The organism is Luteolibacter sp. Y139 (genome assembly GCF_038066715.1).
GTDB lineage: Bacteria > Verrucomicrobiota > Verrucomicrobiia > Verrucomicrobiales > Akkermansiaceae > Haloferula > Haloferula soli.
On sequence record NZ_JBBUKT010000005.1, the window covers coordinates 380,711 to 399,428 of the forward strand.

13 protein-coding genes are annotated in these 18,718 nt (G+C 63.8%); 7 read left to right on the forward strand and 6 right to left on the reverse strand.

Features of this window, described 5'->3' with window-relative positions; genetic code table 11:
• The first annotated feature begins 167 nt into the window (after positions 1-167).
• Complete coding sequence (locus WKV53_RS15310; RefSeq protein WP_341405644.1) at positions 168-6,467, forward strand: hypothetical protein; 6,300 nt, start codon at positions 168-170, stop codon at positions 6,465-6,467.
• Positions 6,468-6,557: 90 nt separating this feature from the next.
• A complete protein-coding gene (ndk, locus tag WKV53_RS15315; RefSeq protein ID WP_341405645.1) occupies positions 6,558-6,989 on the forward strand; it encodes a nucleoside-diphosphate kinase in 432 nt (143 codons plus the stop codon).
• A gap of 58 nt (positions 6,990-7,047) precedes the next feature.
• Here ndk and mnmM read toward each other — a convergent pair whose 3' ends face one another.
• Positions 7,048-7,644 (reverse strand): tRNA 5-(aminomethyl)-2-thiouridylate-methyltransferase MnmM, encoded by a 597-nt coding sequence (mnmM, locus tag WKV53_RS15320; RefSeq protein ID WP_341405646.1) that lies wholly within the window; start codon positions 7,642-7,644, stop codon positions 7,048-7,050.
• 285 nt (positions 7,645-7,929) lie between these two features.
• Positions 7,930-8,811 carry a phosphatidylserine decarboxylase gene (locus tag WKV53_RS15325; RefSeq protein WP_341405647.1) on the reverse strand — a complete coding sequence of 294 codons (882 nt, stop codon included), beginning with the start codon at positions 8,809-8,811 and terminating at the stop codon, positions 7,930-7,932.
• A 58-nt stretch (positions 8,812-8,869) separates the two neighbouring features.
• Here WKV53_RS15325 and WKV53_RS15330 point away from each other — a divergent pair, with 58 nt between their 5' ends.
• The 5 genes from WKV53_RS15330 (at position 8,870) to WKV53_RS15350 (ending at position 14,874) form a co-directional block, all read left to right on the forward strand.
• Entirely contained in the window at positions 8,870-9,508 is a 639-nt protein-coding gene (locus WKV53_RS15330) for a hypothetical protein (RefSeq protein WP_341405648.1), read from the forward strand.
• Between the two features lie 64 nt (positions 9,509-9,572).
• Positions 9,573-10,838, forward strand: coding sequence for a cytochrome c biogenesis ResB family protein (locus WKV53_RS15335; RefSeq protein ID WP_341405649.1), 1,266 nt, complete (start codon positions 9,573-9,575; stop codon positions 10,836-10,838).
• The gene (locus tag WKV53_RS15340; protein ID WP_341405650.1) at positions 10,835-12,853 is read left to right on the forward strand and encodes a cytochrome c biogenesis protein; all 2,019 of its coding nucleotides are present in this window, start codon (positions 10,835-10,837) and stop codon (positions 12,851-12,853) included. Before WKV53_RS15335 ends, WKV53_RS15340 begins: the two co-directional genes overlap by 4 nt.
• A 159-nt stretch (positions 12,854-13,012) precedes the next feature.
• Positions 13,013-13,942 carry a 2-dehydropantoate 2-reductase gene (locus WKV53_RS15345; RefSeq protein ID WP_341405651.1) on the forward strand — a complete coding sequence of 310 codons (930 nt, stop codon included), beginning with the start codon at positions 13,013-13,015 and terminating at the stop codon, positions 13,940-13,942.
• Positions 13,943-14,136: 194 nt separating this feature from the next.
• Complete coding sequence (locus WKV53_RS15350) at positions 14,137-14,874, forward strand: purine-nucleoside phosphorylase (protein ID WP_341405653.1); 738 nt, start codon at positions 14,137-14,139, stop codon at positions 14,872-14,874.
• A gap of 42 nt (positions 14,875-14,916) precedes the next feature.
• On the opposite strand, the gene WKV53_RS15355 is transcribed toward WKV53_RS15350, so the two are convergent.
• The 4 genes from WKV53_RS15355 to WKV53_RS15370 form a co-directional block, all read right to left on the reverse strand.
• Positions 14,917-15,345, reverse strand: a complete 429-nt coding sequence (locus WKV53_RS15355; protein WP_341405654.1) for a Minf_1886 family protein — start codon at positions 15,343-15,345, stop codon at positions 14,917-14,919.
• A gap of 101 nt (positions 15,346-15,446) precedes the next feature.
• The gene (locus WKV53_RS15360; protein ID WP_341405655.1) at positions 15,447-15,839 is read right to left on the reverse strand and encodes a Minf_1886 family protein; all 393 of its coding nucleotides are present in this window, start codon (positions 15,837-15,839) and stop codon (positions 15,447-15,449) included.
• Positions 15,840-15,928: 89 nt separating this feature from the next.
• On the reverse strand, positions 15,929-16,951 hold the full coding sequence (locus WKV53_RS15365; protein ID WP_341405656.1) for a Fic family protein: 1,023 nt from the start codon (positions 16,949-16,951) through the stop codon (positions 15,929-15,931).
• An 18-nt stretch (positions 16,952-16,969) separates the two neighbouring features.
• Positions 16,970-18,679 carry a transglycosylase domain-containing protein gene (locus WKV53_RS15370; RefSeq protein ID WP_341405657.1) on the reverse strand — a complete coding sequence of 570 codons (1,710 nt, stop codon included), beginning with the start codon at positions 18,677-18,679 and terminating at the stop codon, positions 16,970-16,972.
• Positions 18,680-18,718 lie beyond the last annotated feature (39 nt).

Genomic DNA, 18,718 nt, shown 5'->3' on the forward strand with positions numbered 1-18,718 from the left:
AGTCCAAGGGGCCTGCGGCGTTCATTCTGCACGGTCGTGGGGTTTTCCCGGGGACTCGTGAATCTACGTTAGATGCGCGTTGACCGCTTGGCGGCAAATGGTTAGAAGCGCTTGAATACCGGGGAGTCGTGACTGACGGGCTCCTCCGGGTGCAACCCTTCCCGCCCATGAAAACCCGCCTACCTGCGGCATTGCTGTCGCTTGCCTTGTCGTCGCCGCTGTTTGCCGGTGATCCGGTTCAGCCGCCGTTGCTGGAGTTCGCCGCCGGTTTGCCGGGGAAACAGATCCGCCTGAAGTGGAACTCCGAGAGCGGGGTGCGGTATCGGATCGAGCGGTCCACGGACCTGGGCAGTGCCGGTGGTGGGGGTGGAGGCGGCGGTGCCGGTGGGTGGAAGCAGCTGGCGCTGGTGGAGGCGACGGGGACGCAGGGGGAGTGGTTGGATCCGGAGCCGACGACGACGAAGTCCTTTTACCGCATCGTGCAGCCGCAGGCGGAGGTGTTCGAGATCCCGGAGCCGGTGTTGCAGCCGCTGGGAGGTGATATTCTCATTCACGGGCAGTGCATCCTGGACGGGAGCAAGCTGGTGATTTCGGTGAACGGGGTGCCGCAGGAGGTGGCCTTGGTGGCGATGGGTGGCGGTTATTGGCGGGCGTCCATTGTCGGCGGGATGTTGCCGGGTGGAGCGGTGGTTTCGGCGATCGCGGTGCGTGATCCGTCCGGTGTGGATGTGGTGACGCTGAATATTCCGATTTCGATCACGGCGACGGGGCGTGCTTCGGATGCTCCGCCTTCGTTGCCGCCGGGGGCGCCGCTGGCGTCGTCGAATCCGATTCCGGGTGTTGGCATCGTGGTGAAGAAGGGTGGAAGCAGCACCGCACGCAGCGGCAGCGGGGAAATCGGCTGGCTGGGGGACGATGGGGATATCAGCAGCCCGAGCTTGCTCGCCGCCTTCCTCAGCAAGAAGGGCTACGATTACTACCAGGCCCAGAGTCAGTTGAACTCTGCTTCCCTGAGCAGCGGCGGCGGTGGCAATGCGAGCCCGCTTTATGATGCGCAGGGGCTGGAAGTGAGCAGCGCGCTCTATCAGGGAGGCACCCACAAGCACGCGATCAATACCAAGGGCGCGGGTGCGAATACGGGCCGGGTGGTGCCGTCATCCTGCGGCATGCCCGGGGAGGTTTCGCTGAGCCACGTCTCGCTGGAGCTGCCATGCGCGGCGGGGCCGGCGCTGTCGTGGGTGTGCACGTATCGCTCGAAGGCGCCGGTGAGCTCGGGCCTCGGGGCGGGTTGGGATTTCTCCTATAATATCTCGGTGGAGCCGGTGCCGCTGGCGGCGGGTCCGAATGCGCCGCGGGTGATCGTGCGCGATGGTGGTGGGCGTGCGGATACGTTTTATCGGCAGGCCGATGGGACGTATCGCTGCGACGGGATGTTCCGCGAGGGCAGCTTCCGCAATGGGGTCTTCACGCTGACTTTCGCGAATGCGGGCCGCTGGATCTTCCGCGCGCTGGATGGATCGCCGGGTGCGGGGAAGATCTCCGCGATCGTGGATCGCAATCAGGTGGGGCTGACCTGCGCTTATGATTCGTCCGGGCAACTGAGCACGGTGAGCGATGCCTTTGGCCGCAGCCTGGCGGTGGAGTGGGGCGGCTCGCCCTCGCCGCACATCATCTCGGTCTCGGCGGAGGCGACGATGACGAGCTTCACTTACGCGAAGATCTCCTACGGCTACTCGCCGTCCGGACGGCTGGCCAGTGTGACCTCGCCCTACGAGCCCGGCACGCCACCTGCGGTGGGACCGGTAACCTTCGACTACAGCGAGGGGCAGGCGGATCCGAATCTGAACGGCAACCTGCTCTCCGTGCACGATGGCGCGGGCCGTTTGTTAGAGGGATTCGAATACGCGACGTCCACCAATCCGCTGGATCCGGCGTATGACACGTGTTCGGCGCATGACTGCAATCGCGAAGCCGTGGTGGCGCAAGCGCTGCGGAGGACGACCTTCGCGGTATTGCTTTCCGGCGGCTACGAGTGTTGTGAAAACGATGAGCTGGGCCGCGTAACGGTGAGCACCTTCGACAAGATGCATCGCCTGTTGCGGGAGCGTTGCTACACGGGCTTTGCCACACCGGATGTGCCGGTGACCACGTCGAGCCTGCCGGATCCTGCGACGAGGCTGCGCCCGACCGATCCGGCCTACTTTGAAAGGAGCTGCACCTACAATGCGGACAGCCTGTGCACGAGCATCACGTATCCCGATGGCAGCTGCCGGAAGACGGTGATGGCCCGCGATTTCAGCAAGGACTGCCCGGTCCGCGAGCGTGGCAATGCGCGGGTGGTGACGCTGGTTTCGTCCGGCGGTGAGGCGCGCACGGTGACCTGCGATCACCTGCCGGGCTACGGTTCGCCAGAGTCGGCGCGGCCGGGGAATCCAATCGGCGGGCTGACCATCAAGGGTGGCAAGAACCCCGGCGGCAACATTGTTCCCGCCAAGCTGATCTGGAGCCCGAAGAGCAACTTCGTGAGCGACGATTGCGATGATCGGGACGAGCTGTCCGCGATGCGGTCGATCAACGGCATCAACAGCATGCCGAGTCGGCTCTCGATGACGCCAACGACCGCGAGGCAGACGCAGGGTAGCAGCTTCGGCGAAAAGGTGGCCGTGGGTCTCCAGGCCGGCGCCGGTGCGCTGGCCCAGGGCTATGGCGTGAAATCCCCGCGCGATGCTTCTTCCGGCCTTGCGACCGGCAGGCGCCAGCACTCGCCGCTGGCGATCATCGACGACTCGGACTGCGACGACGTGAGCTTGTATCGTAACAATGAGAACTGCCACTGGTCGTTCACCTGTCCTGATCCGTCCGATTTCGGTGCGGCGGCCTCGCATGCCATCGGCGCTTGTGATGACTCGGATTACGTCGGTCCATGCGATGCGTCGTTTGTCACGCGCATCGTCACCGCGCACGGACAGGCCTTCAGCTACGGCTACGATGGTAGTGGGAACCTGACCAGCGAGACGAGTCCGGTGGCCGGTGCCGCCGTGGCCTTCGCCTACAATACGCGCGGCCAGATGACCTCCTGCACGGTGAACGATGATATCGACACCGACTCCTCCTTTTCCAAGGTGGTGGTGTATGATGACAGCGATGGCTTCGCGTCCTCGGTGACGACCGATCCGACCGGGCTGGCGATCACGACGTCCTTCGACTACGATCCGCTCGGCCGGGCGATCTCGGTGACCGGGCCGCTGAATGACGTGTGGTCCTTCGGCTATGACCTCCGCGGGACGCTGGTCTCGGTGACGAGTCCGCCGTGTCCGATGCCGATCACGACGACGGCGGTGCTCGATGCGGGAGGTTGTGTTGCCCGTGTGGACACGGACCACCGCGGTGCCGATGGCAAGCCGGTGGCGGACAATCCGTTGTATTCCACCTTTTACGTCTACGATAGCCGGGGCCGTCTCTCGCGCGTGGCGGGAGAAGAGCGGCCGGTGGAGTCGCTGGGCTTGCTCGATCCGAGCTCACTTGGCTTGGAAAACTTCGCCGTCACCGACTTCACCTTCGATGCTGCCGGACAAGTCGTCCGCGTCAGCACGCCAGCGGCTTGCCGTGGGCAGACCGTGGATCTGGCCTGTGACTACAGCTACGACGAGCGCGGGCTCCCGTATCAAATCACGGAAGGGGGCAGCGGGGCGACGACTCCGGTGGTCACCAAGACGGACTATGATTTGAGCGGTGCGCCGGTGCGCGTGGCGGCCGTGGCGAGCGGGATGATCGCGCCTCAGGTGAGCTTCACTTGGGATGGCTTCCACCGGCTCTCCTCGGTGACCGACCCGATGGGCAATGTGGCTTCGCTGAGCTACGACAACCAGGGCTTCGTGACCGAGACGGTGTATGGCGAGATGGAAGACGTGCCGGGGTCCGCGGGGAATGTGATGCTTTATCGCACTTCATCGAGGAGCGGTGGGCCGGGCTTGCGCGCCTATAACCAGAACAACGCGCGAAGCAATCACGCCAAGGCCTACAACCAGAACAGCGCGCGGAGTAATCACGCCAAGGCAGGGGCCAGCTTTGAGCTATTCTTCGACCGGTATGAGTCCGATGACATCTACATCGCGGAACGCTTCACGCCGGGTGCGCCGGGGCAGCCGGCCTTGGAGACGACGGTGGTGCATCGTTCGCCGGCGGGCTTGCCGCGGTCCGAGACCTGCAATGCGGATCCCGTTTGCCAGTGGGACTACGATAGCGCGGGCCGCTTGACCTCTTTCACGGATGGCGCGACCACGACCACGCTGACGCTCGACAAGAAGGGTCAGGTGCTGGTCTGCGGCCAGACCGATCATTTCCGGATTCAAGGGATGCCGGACAAGACCTTCACGATGACTTGCAGCTATGATGCGCTGGGCCGCTGCGTCTCGGTGACCGATGGTGTCGGGAACTCGTCTTCCTCGGAGTGGGATTCGGTCGGCCGTTGTGTGTCGGTCACGCAGCCCGGCGGGCTGGTGGTCCACATGAACTATGACGGTGGCACTGCCGCCGGTCCCTTCAGCCAGCAGGTGACTGCGGATGTGGATGGCGATGGCAAGCAGGACGTGCTCTGCGCTTCGCTTTCCCGCTGTGGCGAGACGGTCTTTACCGAGGACTCCTATGGATATCGTACTTCCTTCACGCGGGATTCGCTCGGCCGGACGAGGTTGTGCCAGTGTCCGGATGGCACCCATGTGGAAGTCACCTACGATTCGCTCGGCCGTGCCTCGGACTATCACCGGAGGAACGGGCAGCTCACTCACGCGGATTTCAATCTGCGCGGCCAAGTCACTTCCGTAAGTCATAGCCAACTGCCGGCCGGGGTGCTGCCGGTGGCGCCGAAGAGCTTCGTCTACAATGGCATGGGCGATTGCATTAGCTGCACGCAGGGATCGTCGGTGGTGCAGTGCACCTACGACTCGCTCGGCAATCCGCTTTCCGAGACCAGTGGTGGCCACACGGTGACCTGCACCTACGATCAACGCGGCCGGACCGGGATCACGTATCCGGATGGCCGGCGCTATGCGGAGTCGCGTGATGCGCTTGGCTTCCTGCAGTCGGTTTCCACGCTGACGGCGGTGGGCGTGCCGATTTCGCCGCCGGTGGTGGTGTTCCAGTATGCGGGTGACCGGGTGTGGCGCAGCACGCAGGCGAATGGCGTGGTGACCACCTACAACTATCGCGGTGATGGACCGCCGGGAGGTGCGGACTTGAGCTTCGATACCTGCACGGAGATCGTGGTGACCAATAGCCTGATCGCGCATGAGCTGGCGCACGTGGTGCAGCAGCGCAACGGCGCCCAGCATGTCGTCTCGCGGCAGACGCTCTTCACGGAGAGTCCGCAAGGGCCGGGCCGGATGCAGAACTTCACGCGCGATGCGATGGGCCGGATCACCGGATGCTTCACGCGTCGTCGTGAGGCGCTTGGCGGGCCGCCGCTCCCCGAGCTGGCCGTGAGCTACACGCTTGGCAAGGAAGGCCGCCGGATTCAGGAGGTCCGCAATGGCGTGGTCGGCAACTACACGCAGGACTCGGCTTTGCCGCCCGGCGACCAGCAGATGGATCAGTACTCCAGCTGGCCCGGTGGGGGCATCGCTTGGGGTGATGACGGTAATGTCCACAGCATGGAACGCGGCAGCACCGGCACGGATTCGTATCAGTACGATGCCGAGGGCCGTGTGACTGCGGTCACGCGTTCTTCGACTGCGGGCACGCTGACCCTGGTGGCTTACGTTTACGACGCGATAGGTCGCCGCGTTTCCAGCACCACGGGTGGTGGGGGTGGCCTGCCGCCGGTGACGACGGAATTCGTCTATGACGGCGACGAGTGCATCCAGGAGTGGAGTGACGATGGCAGCGGCACGGGCACGACGAGCCCTGCGGTGACCTTCGCCTGCGCGGAGGGGATCAAGTATGGGATCATCACGCGGAATGGCACCATTTACTACCCGGTGCCGAATGCGGCGTTCAAGGGTCGCCACATCGGTTCCCCGATTCGTGGCGGGAATCGCGAGGCCTCTCTGGGCCGGGTTGGCTTCCGGACCTGCAGCTGCCCGCCGGGCTACTTCTACTCGTCCGCCCGCAACAAGGTGGAGCACTGGGGTGATCCGCATGAAAACGTGGACGGCTTCGTTTGCCCCGGGGGCGGCCGCGTCTGGCCGACGGCGGGCTATTGGAGCATGGTGACCGACTCGGCGGCTGCGGTTACCGATCGCTTCGATTGCGATGATGCCGGCACGCCGGTCTTCCTGAATGCGGCGGGCCTGCCGACCGGTGCCTCCTCGGCGACCGTGCCGATCCGCTGGTGTGCGCCGGAATGTATGTGGGAGCCCTCGATCCGGATGATCGTTTGCCCGGCTGGACTTTATAGTCCGGATCTCGGGATGACGGTGTCGCAGGCGCAGGATCACAACTCGAGCCGGTCCAACAAATCGTCCAACTAACGTGGGAACCGGCGGTGGGGTGGGGAACGCTTCCTAGCGCTTCCTAGCAAAAGGCTTGCCAGCCCCGCCCCCGCCGCCTACCTCCCGCGCATGGCCCTCGAGACCACCCTCATTCTGTTCAAGCCCGACGCCGTGTCCAAAGGCCTCGTCGGCACCGTGCTCGCCCGCTTTGAAAAGGCAGGCTTCACCATCCGCGGCATCAAGAAGCTGTTCCTGACCGACGAACTGCTGGCGGACCACTACTCGCACATCGCGGACAAGCCGTTCTTCCCGTCCGTGCGCGAGTTCATGCAGGAGACCCCGGTGATCGCGCTGGCGCTGGAAGGCGACGATGTGATCGCGAAGGTCCGCGACTTGCTCGGCCCGACTGATTCGAAGGCTGCCGCTCCGGGAACGATCCGCGGTGACTTCGGCGACAAGGAAGGCGATGCGAAGATGCGGAATGTCTGCCATGCTTCGGATTCGACGGAAGCGGCTGCCGCGGAGATCAAGCGGTTCTTCAAGGACGGCGAGGTGTTCTGAGACCGGCCCGATTTTATCTTTTCAAAGCCCGGTCGCCGATGAGGTGGGCCGGGCTTTTTCATTGAGGGGTGTCGACGTTCGGTCGACGCGGCGTGGACAGAATGTCCATGCTCCTTACGAGCACCAGGAACGGAGCGGGCCTCAAGGTGTCCTCGCGGCGGAAGATCTCGGCGTGGTGGTTTTCAGCCCAAGCAACCACTGCGGCGCTTTCCTTGTCTCCGCCGTCGTGGCCGGGGTAGCAGACGATGGTGAGGATGCCGCCGGGTTTCAGGACGATGAGGGATGCGTCCAGTGCTTGGAGGGTTTCTTCTGTTTGGGTGATGATCGCGTGATCGGCGCCGGGGAGGTAGCCGAGGTTGAACATCACGGCGGATGCGGTGGCGGGTTTTGCGTGGTCCGAGAGGGTGGCGTGGGAGCCGTGGACGAGCGTGACGCGATCTAACAGATTTGCGGAGGCGAGGCGTTCGCGGGTGGAGGTGATGGCCTGCTCCTGGACATCGAAGGCGATGACGGTGCCGGTTTCGCCGACGAGCTTGGCGAGGAAGAGGGTGTCGTGGCCGTTGCCGGCGGTGGCGTCGATGGCGAGGTCGCACTGGCGCAGGACCGCCGTGATTTCGCGGTGGGCGCGGGCGGTGGGGCGTTCGGGGGCGGTCATGGGCGTGGCGGGGTGAAGGCCCGGGAGATTGGGAAAGTTAGACCGGCGTGATGATGATTTTCGATCATTGATGGAAGCACGGGGCTGCTCCCGTCTCGCTGCCCTTCAGGCCGCCGGGGCTGGCGCAATGGGGACCCCGGGCGATGCCCGGGGCTGAGGGATTTCGCACCGTTGGCGCTTAAAGGCAGGGCTTGAGCACCATTGACGCTTTAGAAATGAGGGTGAGACATGCCGGGAGGGCGAGACCAGCGACGAGGGTGAGACCGGCCATGAGGAGAGGTGATCTCAGTTCCCCATTGCGGTTCCGACCTTGGCGTAGAGTTCGGTCTGCTTGGATGACCATTCGACGAGGTCGTCGGCGAGCTTGATGGCGCCGGGTTCGAAGATGGTGATGGTGGAGGAGCCGCCGAAGGCGAAGTAGCCTTTTTCGTCGCCTTTCTTCACGGGCTTGCCGGGGGTGAAGGTCTGGAGGATGGAGCCGACGCAGGTGGCGCCGATTTCTAACAGGAGGACGGTGCCGAGGTCTTCGGTCTCGAGCTTGGTGATCGTGCGCTTGTTTTCCCACAGGTATGAGAGGCGCTGTCTGAGGGCGATGGGGGAGACGGAGAAGAGGGGTCCATTGATGACCCGGGTGGTGCCGGGGGTGCCGGTGGCGGGGAAGTGGAAGCGGTGGTAGTCGACCGGGCAGAGGCGGGAGAGGACGAGGGAGCCATCGGCGTATTTCGAGGCGAGTGCGTCATCGCCGAGGAGTTTTCCGAGGTCGAATTTCTGGCCCTTCACGAAGACGCCGTCGATCTGGCTGGCTGTTTGAAACCCGAGGTGGCGGCCATCGGCGGGGAAGACGGCCCGGGTGTCGGCGATGGGGCGGGCCGAGGGCTTCAGCTTGCGGTAGAAGAACTCATTGAAGGTGCGGTAGCTGTCCGGGGAATCGGCGAATTCCGAGGGATCGAGGCCGTATTTCTCGATGAAGGGGGCGACTTTCGCCCGGGTGGCGGGATCGTCCATGCGCTTGCCGTACCAGCGGGAAAAGCCGGCCTTTTTCACCATCAGGTGGAGGGGCATGTAGCCGAGCGGATTGGCGTAGGAGAACTTCAGGAAGCCCTCGCCGTAGACCTGCTCGGTCTCCATCTGGCCGGTGTGGCGGTTGAAATAGCGGATAGCGCTCACGTCCCGCGACCGTAGGGGCGGCATGCCAATCACGGGAAGCGGAAAGAGGATGGCCGGAATGCCCTTGCGCGTCGCGGGGGAGGCGGTTATCGGCGGCGCGATGAAAATCCGGGCCCTCACTGCTTGTCTCGGCTTTGCGCTGTTCCTGCCTGCCTGCCGAAAGCCGGCCGAGGTGACCGTGGATGAAGAGCGCCCGCTGACGATGCGCGACGAGCAGGTGAAGCTGGATGCGACCAGCAACGATCGTTTCCAAGCGCCCGGCGGCGCGACCAGCAATCCCTTCCTCGCTGGAAAGGTGCCCGAGGGCTGGCTGGAGATGCCGGGGAATCAATTCCGCCTGCTGAACTATCGCTTCGGCTCTGGGGGCGAGGTGGCGGTGGGACTTTCCTCCGGTGGCCTGACGGACAACGTGAACCGCTGGCTCCGCCAATTCGACAAGGACCCGGTCACCGATGGCGACGTGGCGAAGCTTGAGAAGGGCGCCGTGGTGGGAATCGAGGGTGTGTGGGTCGCCGCCGAGGGCGACTATATGCCCGGCATGGGCCAGTCCGCCCGCCCGAAACAGGCGCTCTACGGTCTGGTCGCCCAGGATGCGGGCCGGGTGATCACGGTGAAAATGACCGGCCCGGCCGAAGAAGTTGCAGCGCAGAAAGAAGCGCTGAAAGTGTTCGTGGCGGCCCTTCGCAGACGGGAATAAGCCGCTGTCCCGCTCCTCTTGAACGACCCCGCCCGCTTGACCCGTAACCCGCTGCCCTGATCTGATGAACGATTCCGCCCGCCAGTCGATCCCTGCCCGCATTTATCACATGCTGGCAAGTTTCGGCCTCGCGACCATCCTGCTCCTGATCCTGCTGCTTGAAACGTGGACGGCGACGCTGGAGATGAAGCTGAACGGGCTGTTTCCGACGGTTCAGAAGTATTTCGACATTCACAACTGGTATGTGTTCCCCGACGCGGGGATCTTCAATGAAAAGGCGGTGGGCAAACTTCTCCCGCCCCTGCCCGGTGGCTACTGGGTGTGTGCGCTGCTGGCGCTGAACCTGACGCTGGGTGGCATCATCCGGATGCGGAAGGGCTGGAAGACGGCGGGCGTGCTGATGTCCCACTTCGCCATCGTTTTCATGATCGTGGCGGGTGGCGTGGCGCAGCTGAAGGAAGAGCGCGGCGTGATGATGCTGAGCGAGGATGACAAGGGCCTGCCGAAGACCGCGGACTATGCGAGCTCGCTGACCGAGACGAGCATCGAGATCACCGAGGTGAAGGACGGCAAGGCCGTGGGGCCGGTGCAGTTCGTGAAGGATGCCTACTACTCGGATCTCGGGCCGGAGCAGCACCGGAAGGTGATGCTGCCGAAGCTGCCCTTCGATCTCGAGGTGCAGGGTTACGTCCAGAACGCGAAGGCGATGTCCACGGCGAGCATGGCACCGGAACGCGGTGAGCCGGTGGTGGACGGGTGGTTCATTTTCTCACGCGAGCGGAACAAGGACACCGAGATGGATACGCCGGGCGTCCATGCGCGGATCGTGCCCCGCGACGGTGGCAGCGGCCAGGTGATGCTGCTGGTGACGAGCGATCCGGACTCGTTCACGCCGCGCGCGCCGGTGACGGTGAAGTCGGGTGACCGGACCTTCCTGGTGCGGCTCGACAAGCGGGTGTGGCCCGTGCCCTTCAAGGTGACGCTGGTGGATGCGCGGTCCGAGTATCATCCGAACACGAACCGTCCGAAGCTTTTCGAAAGTGACATCATCCGCACGCAGGACGGGCACGAGACGAAGCACTTCATCGAGATGAACAAGCCGCTGCGGCAGGAGGGACTGACCCTCTACCAGCGGACCATGATGAATGGTCCGGGCGGCGCTGCGACCGAGGCGACCATCTCCGGCTTCGAAGTGGTGCGGAATCCCTCCGACAAGTGGCCGGAGTGGAGCATCTACGTCGCCGGCTTCGGCCTGGTCCTGCATTTCCTTCTCAAGCTCGGGACCTTCCTGTTCCGTGGTAAGTCCACTCCTGCCCCGCAATCGACATGAAAGCCAATATCGGACGTTGGATTGTTTTCGCCCTCGGGCTGTTCGCTGTCGTGGGTATCCTGATCTTCGCGGTGCGCGATAGCCAGCCGGAAGGGGATACGCGCAAGGTGGCGGACTACACCCCGTGGGATCAAGAGACGCTGGATCTGGCCGCGCTGCTGCCGGTGCAGGATGGCGGACGCATCAAGCCGCTGGGCACCTATGCGGGCTTCAGCATGCTGGGCCTGCACGGCGCGCGGAAGATGGAGATCCTGGGCAAGGACGACAAGAAGGTCATCCTGAAGCCGCTCGACTGGATGCTCGATTGCATGTTCCGGCCGGAGCTGGCGGATCAATTGCCGACCTTCCGCTTGGATAACTCGGAAGTGCTGGAAGCCGTGGGTGTGAAGGCCCGCGGTCGACGTGACCGCTACAGCTACAACGATCTCAAGCCGGGCCTGGACAAGCTGCGCGAGCTTTCCGTGTCGTATGAGCAAATCCAGCGGCAGGATCCGAAGCAGCTGAAGGCGGTGGAGGAGCAGACGCTGGCGCTGGCCTATAGTGTGCGGACCTATGAGTTCCTGACGGGCTATATGAACTTCGCGCGGAATGGACTGCTGCCGGCATCGTCCGCGAAGGAAGGAAAGATCCTGCCGGTCAGCGAGGTGATGCAGGCGGCGCCGAAGATCCGCGCAGAGCTGAAGGCGGCGGCCGAAGGCAAGCAGGCATCGAGCGAGGTGCAGACGATCACGGTGCTGATCGAGCAGGCGGCGAACTCGGCGAAGTTCGGCCTCAATCTTTTCCCGCCGTCCAACAAGGACGACAAGGCGTGGCTCAGCGCGGGCGACCGCATCTTCCACATCTTCACCGGGCTGACGCGCGAGCCGGAGCAATCGATCAAGGATATCAAGCTGCTGGAGGATGTGGCGCAGTCGCTCAAGGACGGGCAGCCTGCTTTCCGCGAGAAATTCTCTGCATGGGAAAGCAGCGTGGTGGAGCGCGCGAAGGCTCGTGACGAGTATCGCTCGATCCCGCTGGAGGCGGACTACTTCAAGAAGAACTGGTTCATCTACGCGCTCGTCTGGTTCCTGTTCGCGGTGGTGACTTCGGCGGTGATGTTTTTCGCGGGTCGCTCGAAGGCCGGGCGCATCGCTCACTGGGCCACGGTCAGTTTCCTGGGACTCGGGCTGATTTACATGATCATCCCGATCACGAAGCGGTCGATCATCATGGGGCGTCCGCCGGTGGGGAATCTCTACGATACGATCATCTTCATCTGCGCGGCGGTGGTCGCCTTCGGGTTGTTAGTCGAGTGGATGACGCGGAAGCGTTTCGTGCTCGGGATCACGCCGCTTGTGGCGGCGTTCATGATCGTGCTGGCCCGCCGCTTCGAGGTGGGCGAGGGGAAGGATCACCTGGATCCATTGATCGCGGTGCTGCGGTCGAACTACTGGCTGACGATTCACGTGCTCACGATCAGCCTCGGCTATGCGGCGGGTCTGATCACGGCGCTGCTGTCGATCGTTTACCTGATGATGCGGACGCTGGGTCTGGATGGCGGCGATGTTTCGCTGCGGCGCTCGGTGACGCGTGCGGTGTATGGGTGCGTGTGCCTGACGCTGACGCTGTCGCTGATCGGCACGGTGCTCGGTGGCATCTGGGCGAATGATTCGTGGGGTCGCTTCTGGGGCTGGGACCCGAAGGAGAACGGCGCGCTGATGATCGTGCTGTGGAGCCTGGCGATTTTGCATGCCCGCCTCGGTGGCTACATCAAGGAGTGGGGGCTGCACCTGTGCGCGATGTTCGGCGCGATCATCGTGGCCTTCTCGTGGTGGCACGTGAATTTCCTGAGCGTGGGCCTGCACAACTATGGCTTTTCGGCGGACAAGAAGTTCTGGCTGCTGATCTTCTATGGCTTGATGGGACTGTTCATGCTGTGGGGTGCAATCGCGGCGCTGGTGGAGAAGATGCAGAAGAAGCGGCCGAAGAGTGGGGCTGAGGTTCCGGTCGGTTTGCCTTCGAAGCCGGTGGGTTGAGGGAGTCGTTGGTGGAAACGCAGGCGCGTTCGTGAGAACGCGAGGGTGAGGTCGGCTTCACTCGCTGCTTCCGCGGTGTCACCACCGCGCCTACGGAGGGTGGGGCGGACCGCGCTACATTCTATTGCGGGCTGCCCGGTCCGTCCGTAGATCTTCCTTGTGAGCGGGAACTGGACTTTCAAATCCGTCGCCATCGTTGGTTCGGGAGCGATCGGGCTTTATTATGGGGCGCGGCTTGCGGCGAATGGGGAGGATGTGCGGTTTCTACTGAAGTCGGATTATGATGCGGTGCGGCGCGACGGGATTCGCGTCGAGAGTGTGGCGGGGGATTTGCATCTGCCGGAGGTGCAGGGCTTCCGTAGCTCGGCGGAGATCGGGCCGGTGGACCTGGTCATCGTGGCTTGGAAGACGACTTCGAATCATCTGTTAGGCGAGGTGCTGCCGCCGCTGCTGCATGAGGGGACGCAGGTGCTGACCTTGCAGAACGGGCTGGGGAACTGTGAGCAGATCGCGGAGATCGTGGGTCCCGAGCGGGTGCTGGGTGCGCTTTGTTTCGTGTGCCTGAATCGCATCGCTCCCGGCCATGTCAGCCACACTGCCGGCGGCAGGATCAGCGTGGGGGAGTTCGTGAATGATGACCGTGGGCGTGGGCCGGAGATTGCGCGGCGTTTCACGGCGGCTGGGATTCCGACGGAAGCGGCGCCGCTGCTGGCGGCGGCGCAGTGGACGAAGCTGGTGTGGAATATTCCCTTCAATGGGCTCGCGATTGCCGAGGGCGGGGTGACCACGGATATCCTGTTAGCCACGCTCGGGGTGGAAGATGAGATCCGCGCGCTGATGGCGGAGGTGATTGGCGCGGCGCGGGCGCAGGGGCTGGCGCTGGAGGACTCGCTGATCGATTTCAATGTGGAGCGGACGCGGCCGATGGGGCCTTACCGGCCATCGAGCATGATCGACTATGTGGAGGGCAGGGAGGTGGAGTTTGATTCGATCTGGGCGGAGCCGCTGCGGCGGGCGAAGGCTGCAGGTATGAGCGTGCCTCACATGGAGCGGCTGGCGGGACGCATTCGGGAGCGGCTTGGGCAGTAGTGTGGACGTGGTGTCTGTAACGCGTCGACGGAACGTCGACACCCCTTAGGGCCACGGGATTCATTCCGCTTTTCCGGACTGGCGAGCCCTGCCGTCCAAGCGGGATGAATCCCGCGCTCCCAGTGGGGACGGCGACATTCGCGCCGGGCCACTTGGGGTTTGATGTGAGGGGCTGATCCGGTCCACGATGTGGCATGGCTGAACCGGTGGGTATCGTGTTAGGGTCGGGACTCGGTCCCTTGGCGGATCGCGTGGCAGTGACGAAGACCGTGGGATTTGCCGAGGCGGGGTTGCCGGTTTCTTCCGTGAAAGGTCACGCAGGGCGCTTTCTTTTTGGCACGCTTGGCGGTCGTGAGGTGATCGTGATGCAGGGGAGGGTGCACCTTTACGAAGGGCATGATGCGAAGGCGATCACCGCGGGAGTGCGGTGGTTTTATGAGCAGGGAGTGCGGCACATCATTCTCACGAATGCCGCCGGCACGCTGAATGAGGATCATGCGCCGGGGACCTGGATGATGCTGAATGATCATCTCAATCTGACGGGCACGTCGCCGCTGGAGGGCGGGCCGAACTTCATCGACATGACGCAGGTCTACGATGCCGAGGCGATGCTGGAGTTCCACTCGCTGGCCACGGAGCGGAAGGTGCTGCTCCACGAGGGCGTGTATGCCGGGCTACGAGGGCCGCAGTACGAAACGCCGGCCGAGATCCGGATGCTGCGGGCGATGGGCGCGGATGCGGTGGGGATGAGCACCGTGCTGGAGGCGATCCAGGCGCGTGCGCTGGGGATGAAGGTCAGCGCTTTCTCTTGTCTCACCAATTGGGCGGCCGGGATGTCGCCGGAGGAACTGAATCACGCGGAGGTGATTGAGACCGGCGCGGCTGCGGCGGGGGAGATGATGGGGCTGCTGGAGGCCTGGTGCGGGCTGTAGCAGTCGGGCGGGATGAATCCCGCGGTCCCAGTGGGCTGACGGTCAGTTCAGGGCCTTCTCAGGCTCCGGAGTGGCTGCCTGCCGATTCTTTTTCGGCTGGAACGGCGTCACGAAGGCATCGTCGAAGTCGAAGGCAGCGGCGAAGTCTTCCTTGGTGTCACTGTCCTGCTTGCCGAACATCTGCTCGTCGATGAGGTGGAAGACCATCTCGCCGATGTCGCCGCTTTCGCGGACGCCCCACTCGTGCATGAGGGTCGCGGCCATGGGGCCGAATTGCTCCAGCGCGAGGTCGCGGTAGCCGACGCAGAGTTCCTTGCCGGAGACGTGCCGCGGTTCGCCGTTGTTCGACTCGGAGGCGCGCTTCAGCGTGAAATCGAGCGATTCCTTCAAGAAAAGGTAGGCCAGCGGATCGTATCGCTTCTCGCGCTTCAAGATCGCTTCGACCGCTTGCTCGAACTGCAGTGCCTTCATTCGCAGGAGAGGATGCCCGGTTCCTTTGACGGAGTCAAAGCCGTTAGCTAACGGGCGACTTCCTTGGATTTCCGGGGCCAAGCGGGGCTACTTACGTAGAACTACGTCCGTTCATCCTCGGGGCCGCCTTCATGCTGCAGGTCATCGAAATCGAATACCGCAGCGAAGTCCTCTTTCTTGTCACTATCCAGTTTGCAGAGGATCTGCGCGTCGATCAGGAGGTAGACCATTTCGCCGATATCCGCGCTGCCGCGCAGGCCCCACTTCAGCATCAAGCTCGAGGTGCCCGAGCCGAATTGCTCCAGTGCCAGATCGCGAAAACCAAGGCTCAGTTCCTGACCGGTGACCTGGCGAAACTGGCCGCCATTGTCTTGTGCCACCCGCCAGAGTGTGAAATCGAGCGCTTCCTTTAGGAAGTAGTACGCCAGCTCGTGGTAGCGTTTCTCCCGTTCCAAGATCAAATCGACTGCCAGCTCGAAAAGTTGTGGGGACATTCACCGAAGAGATTGCCCGTTTCATTTCGAGAAGTCAAAGCCACCGGGCGGAGCGAAGCACGCGATGGCAGGCGGACGGTTTTCTCCCGTCATGGTCTTTTCTGCCGGGTGCGCTTTGTGAGGCGGTAGCGTTGGACCGGGCTGCGCGGCGAGGCGGGATTGGTCATCTCGATCCGTCCCGAAGCTAGCGCGGGCTGGAGGTAGCTTTTTTGGAAAGAAGGCCTGTGGGTTAGACCCAACCGCTGCATCAGCTCGGCAGAGGTCACCTCTTCGGCCCCGGAGAAGCACCGGATCAGCAACCTTACTTGTTCGGTTACTTGTTCGGTTACTTGTTCGGTTACTTGTTCGGTCGCTGGAAGCGAATCAAGAGCGTCGCGGATGGCGGTCAGCATGAATTCCGCGAAGGGTGCGGCGTCCGCTTGCCGGTCCGCTTCACCCAATGCGGCATAGTAGGCTTCCTGGCGTTCGCTGATGAGGCTCTCCACGGGCAGGTAGGCGAGATCCGCATGCCACGAGGCGAGGGCCAGCGATTGCCAAAGCCTGCCCATGCGGCCGTTGCCGTCGGCGAAGGGGTGGATGAACTCGATCTCGTAGTGGAGGATCGAGCTGGCGACCAGTGGGTGGTGGTCGGTGGTTTCCGCCCAGCGGAAGAGATCGCGCACCAGATGCTCCACGCGATTCGCGGGCGGGGCCATGTGGACGAGCTTGTCTCCCCGGTAGATGCCGACACCGCTGGAGCGGAAAGCTCCCGCTTGATCGACGAGGGCTTTCATCATGATGCCGTGGGCTGTGAGGAAATCATCGGCTGAGGTCGCCTTCCAGTCGCTGAAGCGGTCGTAGCAGAGGATGGCGTTGCGGACCTCTTGGATTTCGCGTGGCGTTCCGAGCACCCGCTTGCCTTCGAGAATGGCGGTGACCTGGTCGATGCTGAGCGTGTTATTCTCGATCGCGAGCGAGGCTTGGATGGTGCGGATGCGATTCTCGCGGCGTAGCCGTGGCGACACAGCCTCGCGTCCTTCGCCTACCCAGCGCCCCACCCGTTCGCTGATCTCTGCCACGAGCGCGACGATCCGCGACGTGAGAGTGAAGGGCGGCTGGTGAGGCTTAGGCATGGAGATCGATATGGGCACTCAATTCCCCAGCCGCTGGGCGAGGTCATCCAGGACGCTGTCGAGTTGCTTGGCGGGGGCGATGCGCTGGGGGTCGTCGAAGCCGACCCAGATGGCGGTGGAGCCTTTGGGGCCGAGGCGGGCGAGCCAGGCGTCGCGGCCGGAGCCGGTGGCGCCGGCTTGGACGCGGGTGCCGGATTCCTTGTCCAAAAGGTCGGCGGCTTCCTTGGCTGCTTGTTTGCCGATGGCCGGGGTGGTGCTCGGGGCGGCGGTGTAGAGGACCTTGCCGTCCGGGGCGGTGATGCTCTGGATCAAGTAGGGCTTCGGGCGCTGGCCGGCATTGCCGAGGGTGGCGAGGCCGGTGGCGAGTTCCAGCGGGGTGGCGGCGGCGCTGCCGCGGAAGAGGTCTTCGGTTTCGAGGAAGGGGCCGGTGATGCCGCAGCGCTTGGCGATGCGGATGGTTTCCTTCGGGCCGATCTGGCGGCCGGTCTGGACGGGCTTGCCGGGGAGCACGAGGCGACCGCGTTCGGCGGCGGCGGCGGCGACCCATGGGGAGAAGGCGGAGCCGAGGTCGCGGCGGGCGCCGATGGTGCGGTCGTAGCGCGAGTCGAGGTAATCGCGGCCGCCGACGAGTGCGAGGATGGCACCGGTCTTCGTCTCCAGGGTGACGGCGGCGCATTGGAGATACTGCGGCTCGGCGCCTTGCTGGTGTTTCTCGTGGGTGGGGTATTCCCAGCCCTTGGATTGCTCGATGTTTCGCAGCGATTCGGAAAGGTCGGTCTCAAGCCGCGTTTGCCAGCCGGCATCGAGCGTCGAGCGCACGGTGAGGCCGCCGTCGCGGATGTCCACGTCGTCGAGGATGGTCTGGAGTTCCTTCTGGATCGCTTCGAGGGCGTAGGAGCGTTCGGCACCGCGCTGCTCCTGGGGCACCAGCTTGATCGGCATCGCCTTCACTCGCGCGACGTCGGCGTCGTTGATGAGGCCCATCGCCTTCATGCGGGCGAGCGTCTGCGACTGTTGCTCGCGGGCGGCATCGAGATTGCGGAAGGGCGAGAAGATGTGCGGGCCGCGGATGATGCCGACGAGCATCGCGCTTTCGGCTTCATTGAGCTGCGACGTTTGTTTGCCGAAGTAGGTGCGCGCCGCTTGCTCGATGCCGTGGCAACCGGCACCGAAATAGATGCGGTTCAGGTAATTCGCGAGGATCTCGTCCTTCGAGTAGCGCGACTCAAGCCGTAGCGTCAGCGCGATCTCCAGCAGCTTGCGGTTGATCGATTTCTCGCGGATTTCGAAGGTATTCCGCGCGAGCTGCATGCTGAGCGTGGATGCGCCCTGGGCCATGCCGCCGCGTTTGACATTCTCCACGGCCGCGCGAGCAAGACCGCGGACATCGACGCCGCTGTGTTCGAAAAAGCGGGCATCCTCGCGGGCACGCAGGGCATTGACGAGGAAGTTGGGAATGTCGGCGCGGGTGATCAGGCGGCGGCTGTTAGGTCCGCCGCTGCCCATCTCCTTGCCATTGCGATCATAGATGGCGGTATGCGCCGGCATCTTCGCGACTTCGGCGAGGTCGAACCGCGAGGCCTTCGAGAAATAGAACAGCGCGACCATCAGGCCGAGCGTGCCGCCGATGACGCCGGTCCACAGCAGCCACTTCATCGACGTGCGCAGCCAACCCGGCATCCAGGCCAGCCAGGCCGGGGTTCTGCGGATCGGTCGCCAAGTGGACATAAGGGGAGACGGAAGACTTCAAGACGCTAGACCAGACTG

What these genes read in the sequence shown, in the direction of transcription:
- WKV53_RS15340 (WP_341405650.1), top strand. Translation starts at nt 10,835, where the DNA reads ATGAAAGCCAATATCGGACGTTGGATTGTTTTCGCCCTCGGGCTGTTC.
- WKV53_RS15310 (WP_341405644.1), top strand. Translation starts at nt 168, where the DNA reads ATGAAAACCCGCCTACCTGCGGCATTGCTGTCGCTTGCCTTGTCGTCG.
- WKV53_RS15360 (WP_341405655.1), bottom strand. Translation starts at nt 15,839, where the DNA reads ATGTCCCCACAACTTTTCGAGCTGGCAGTCGATTTGATCTTGGAACGG.
- WKV53_RS15355 (WP_341405654.1), bottom strand. Translation starts at nt 15,345, where the DNA reads ATGAAGGCACTGCAGTTCGAGCAAGCGGTCGAAGCGATCTTGAAGCGC.
- WKV53_RS15370 (WP_341405657.1), bottom strand. Translation starts at nt 18,679, where the DNA reads ATGTCCACTTGGCGACCGATCCGCAGAACCCCGGCCTGGCTGGCCTGG.
- mnmM (WP_341405646.1), bottom strand. Translation starts at nt 7,644, where the DNA reads ATGACCGCCCCCGAACGCCCCACCGCCCGCGCCCACCGCGAAATCACG.
- ndk (WP_341405645.1), top strand. Translation starts at nt 6,558, where the DNA reads ATGGCCCTCGAGACCACCCTCATTCTGTTCAAGCCCGACGCCGTGTCC.
- WKV53_RS15330 (WP_341405648.1), top strand. Translation starts at nt 8,870, where the DNA reads ATGCCCTTGCGCGTCGCGGGGGAGGCGGTTATCGGCGGCGCGATGAAA.
- WKV53_RS15350 (WP_341405653.1), top strand. Translation starts at nt 14,137, where the DNA reads ATGGCTGAACCGGTGGGTATCGTGTTAGGGTCGGGACTCGGTCCCTTG.
- WKV53_RS15365 (WP_341405656.1), bottom strand. Translation starts at nt 16,951, where the DNA reads ATGCCTAAGCCTCACCAGCCGCCCTTCACTCTCACGTCGCGGATCGTC.
- WKV53_RS15335 (WP_341405649.1), top strand. Translation starts at nt 9,573, where the DNA reads ATGAACGATTCCGCCCGCCAGTCGATCCCTGCCCGCATTTATCACATG.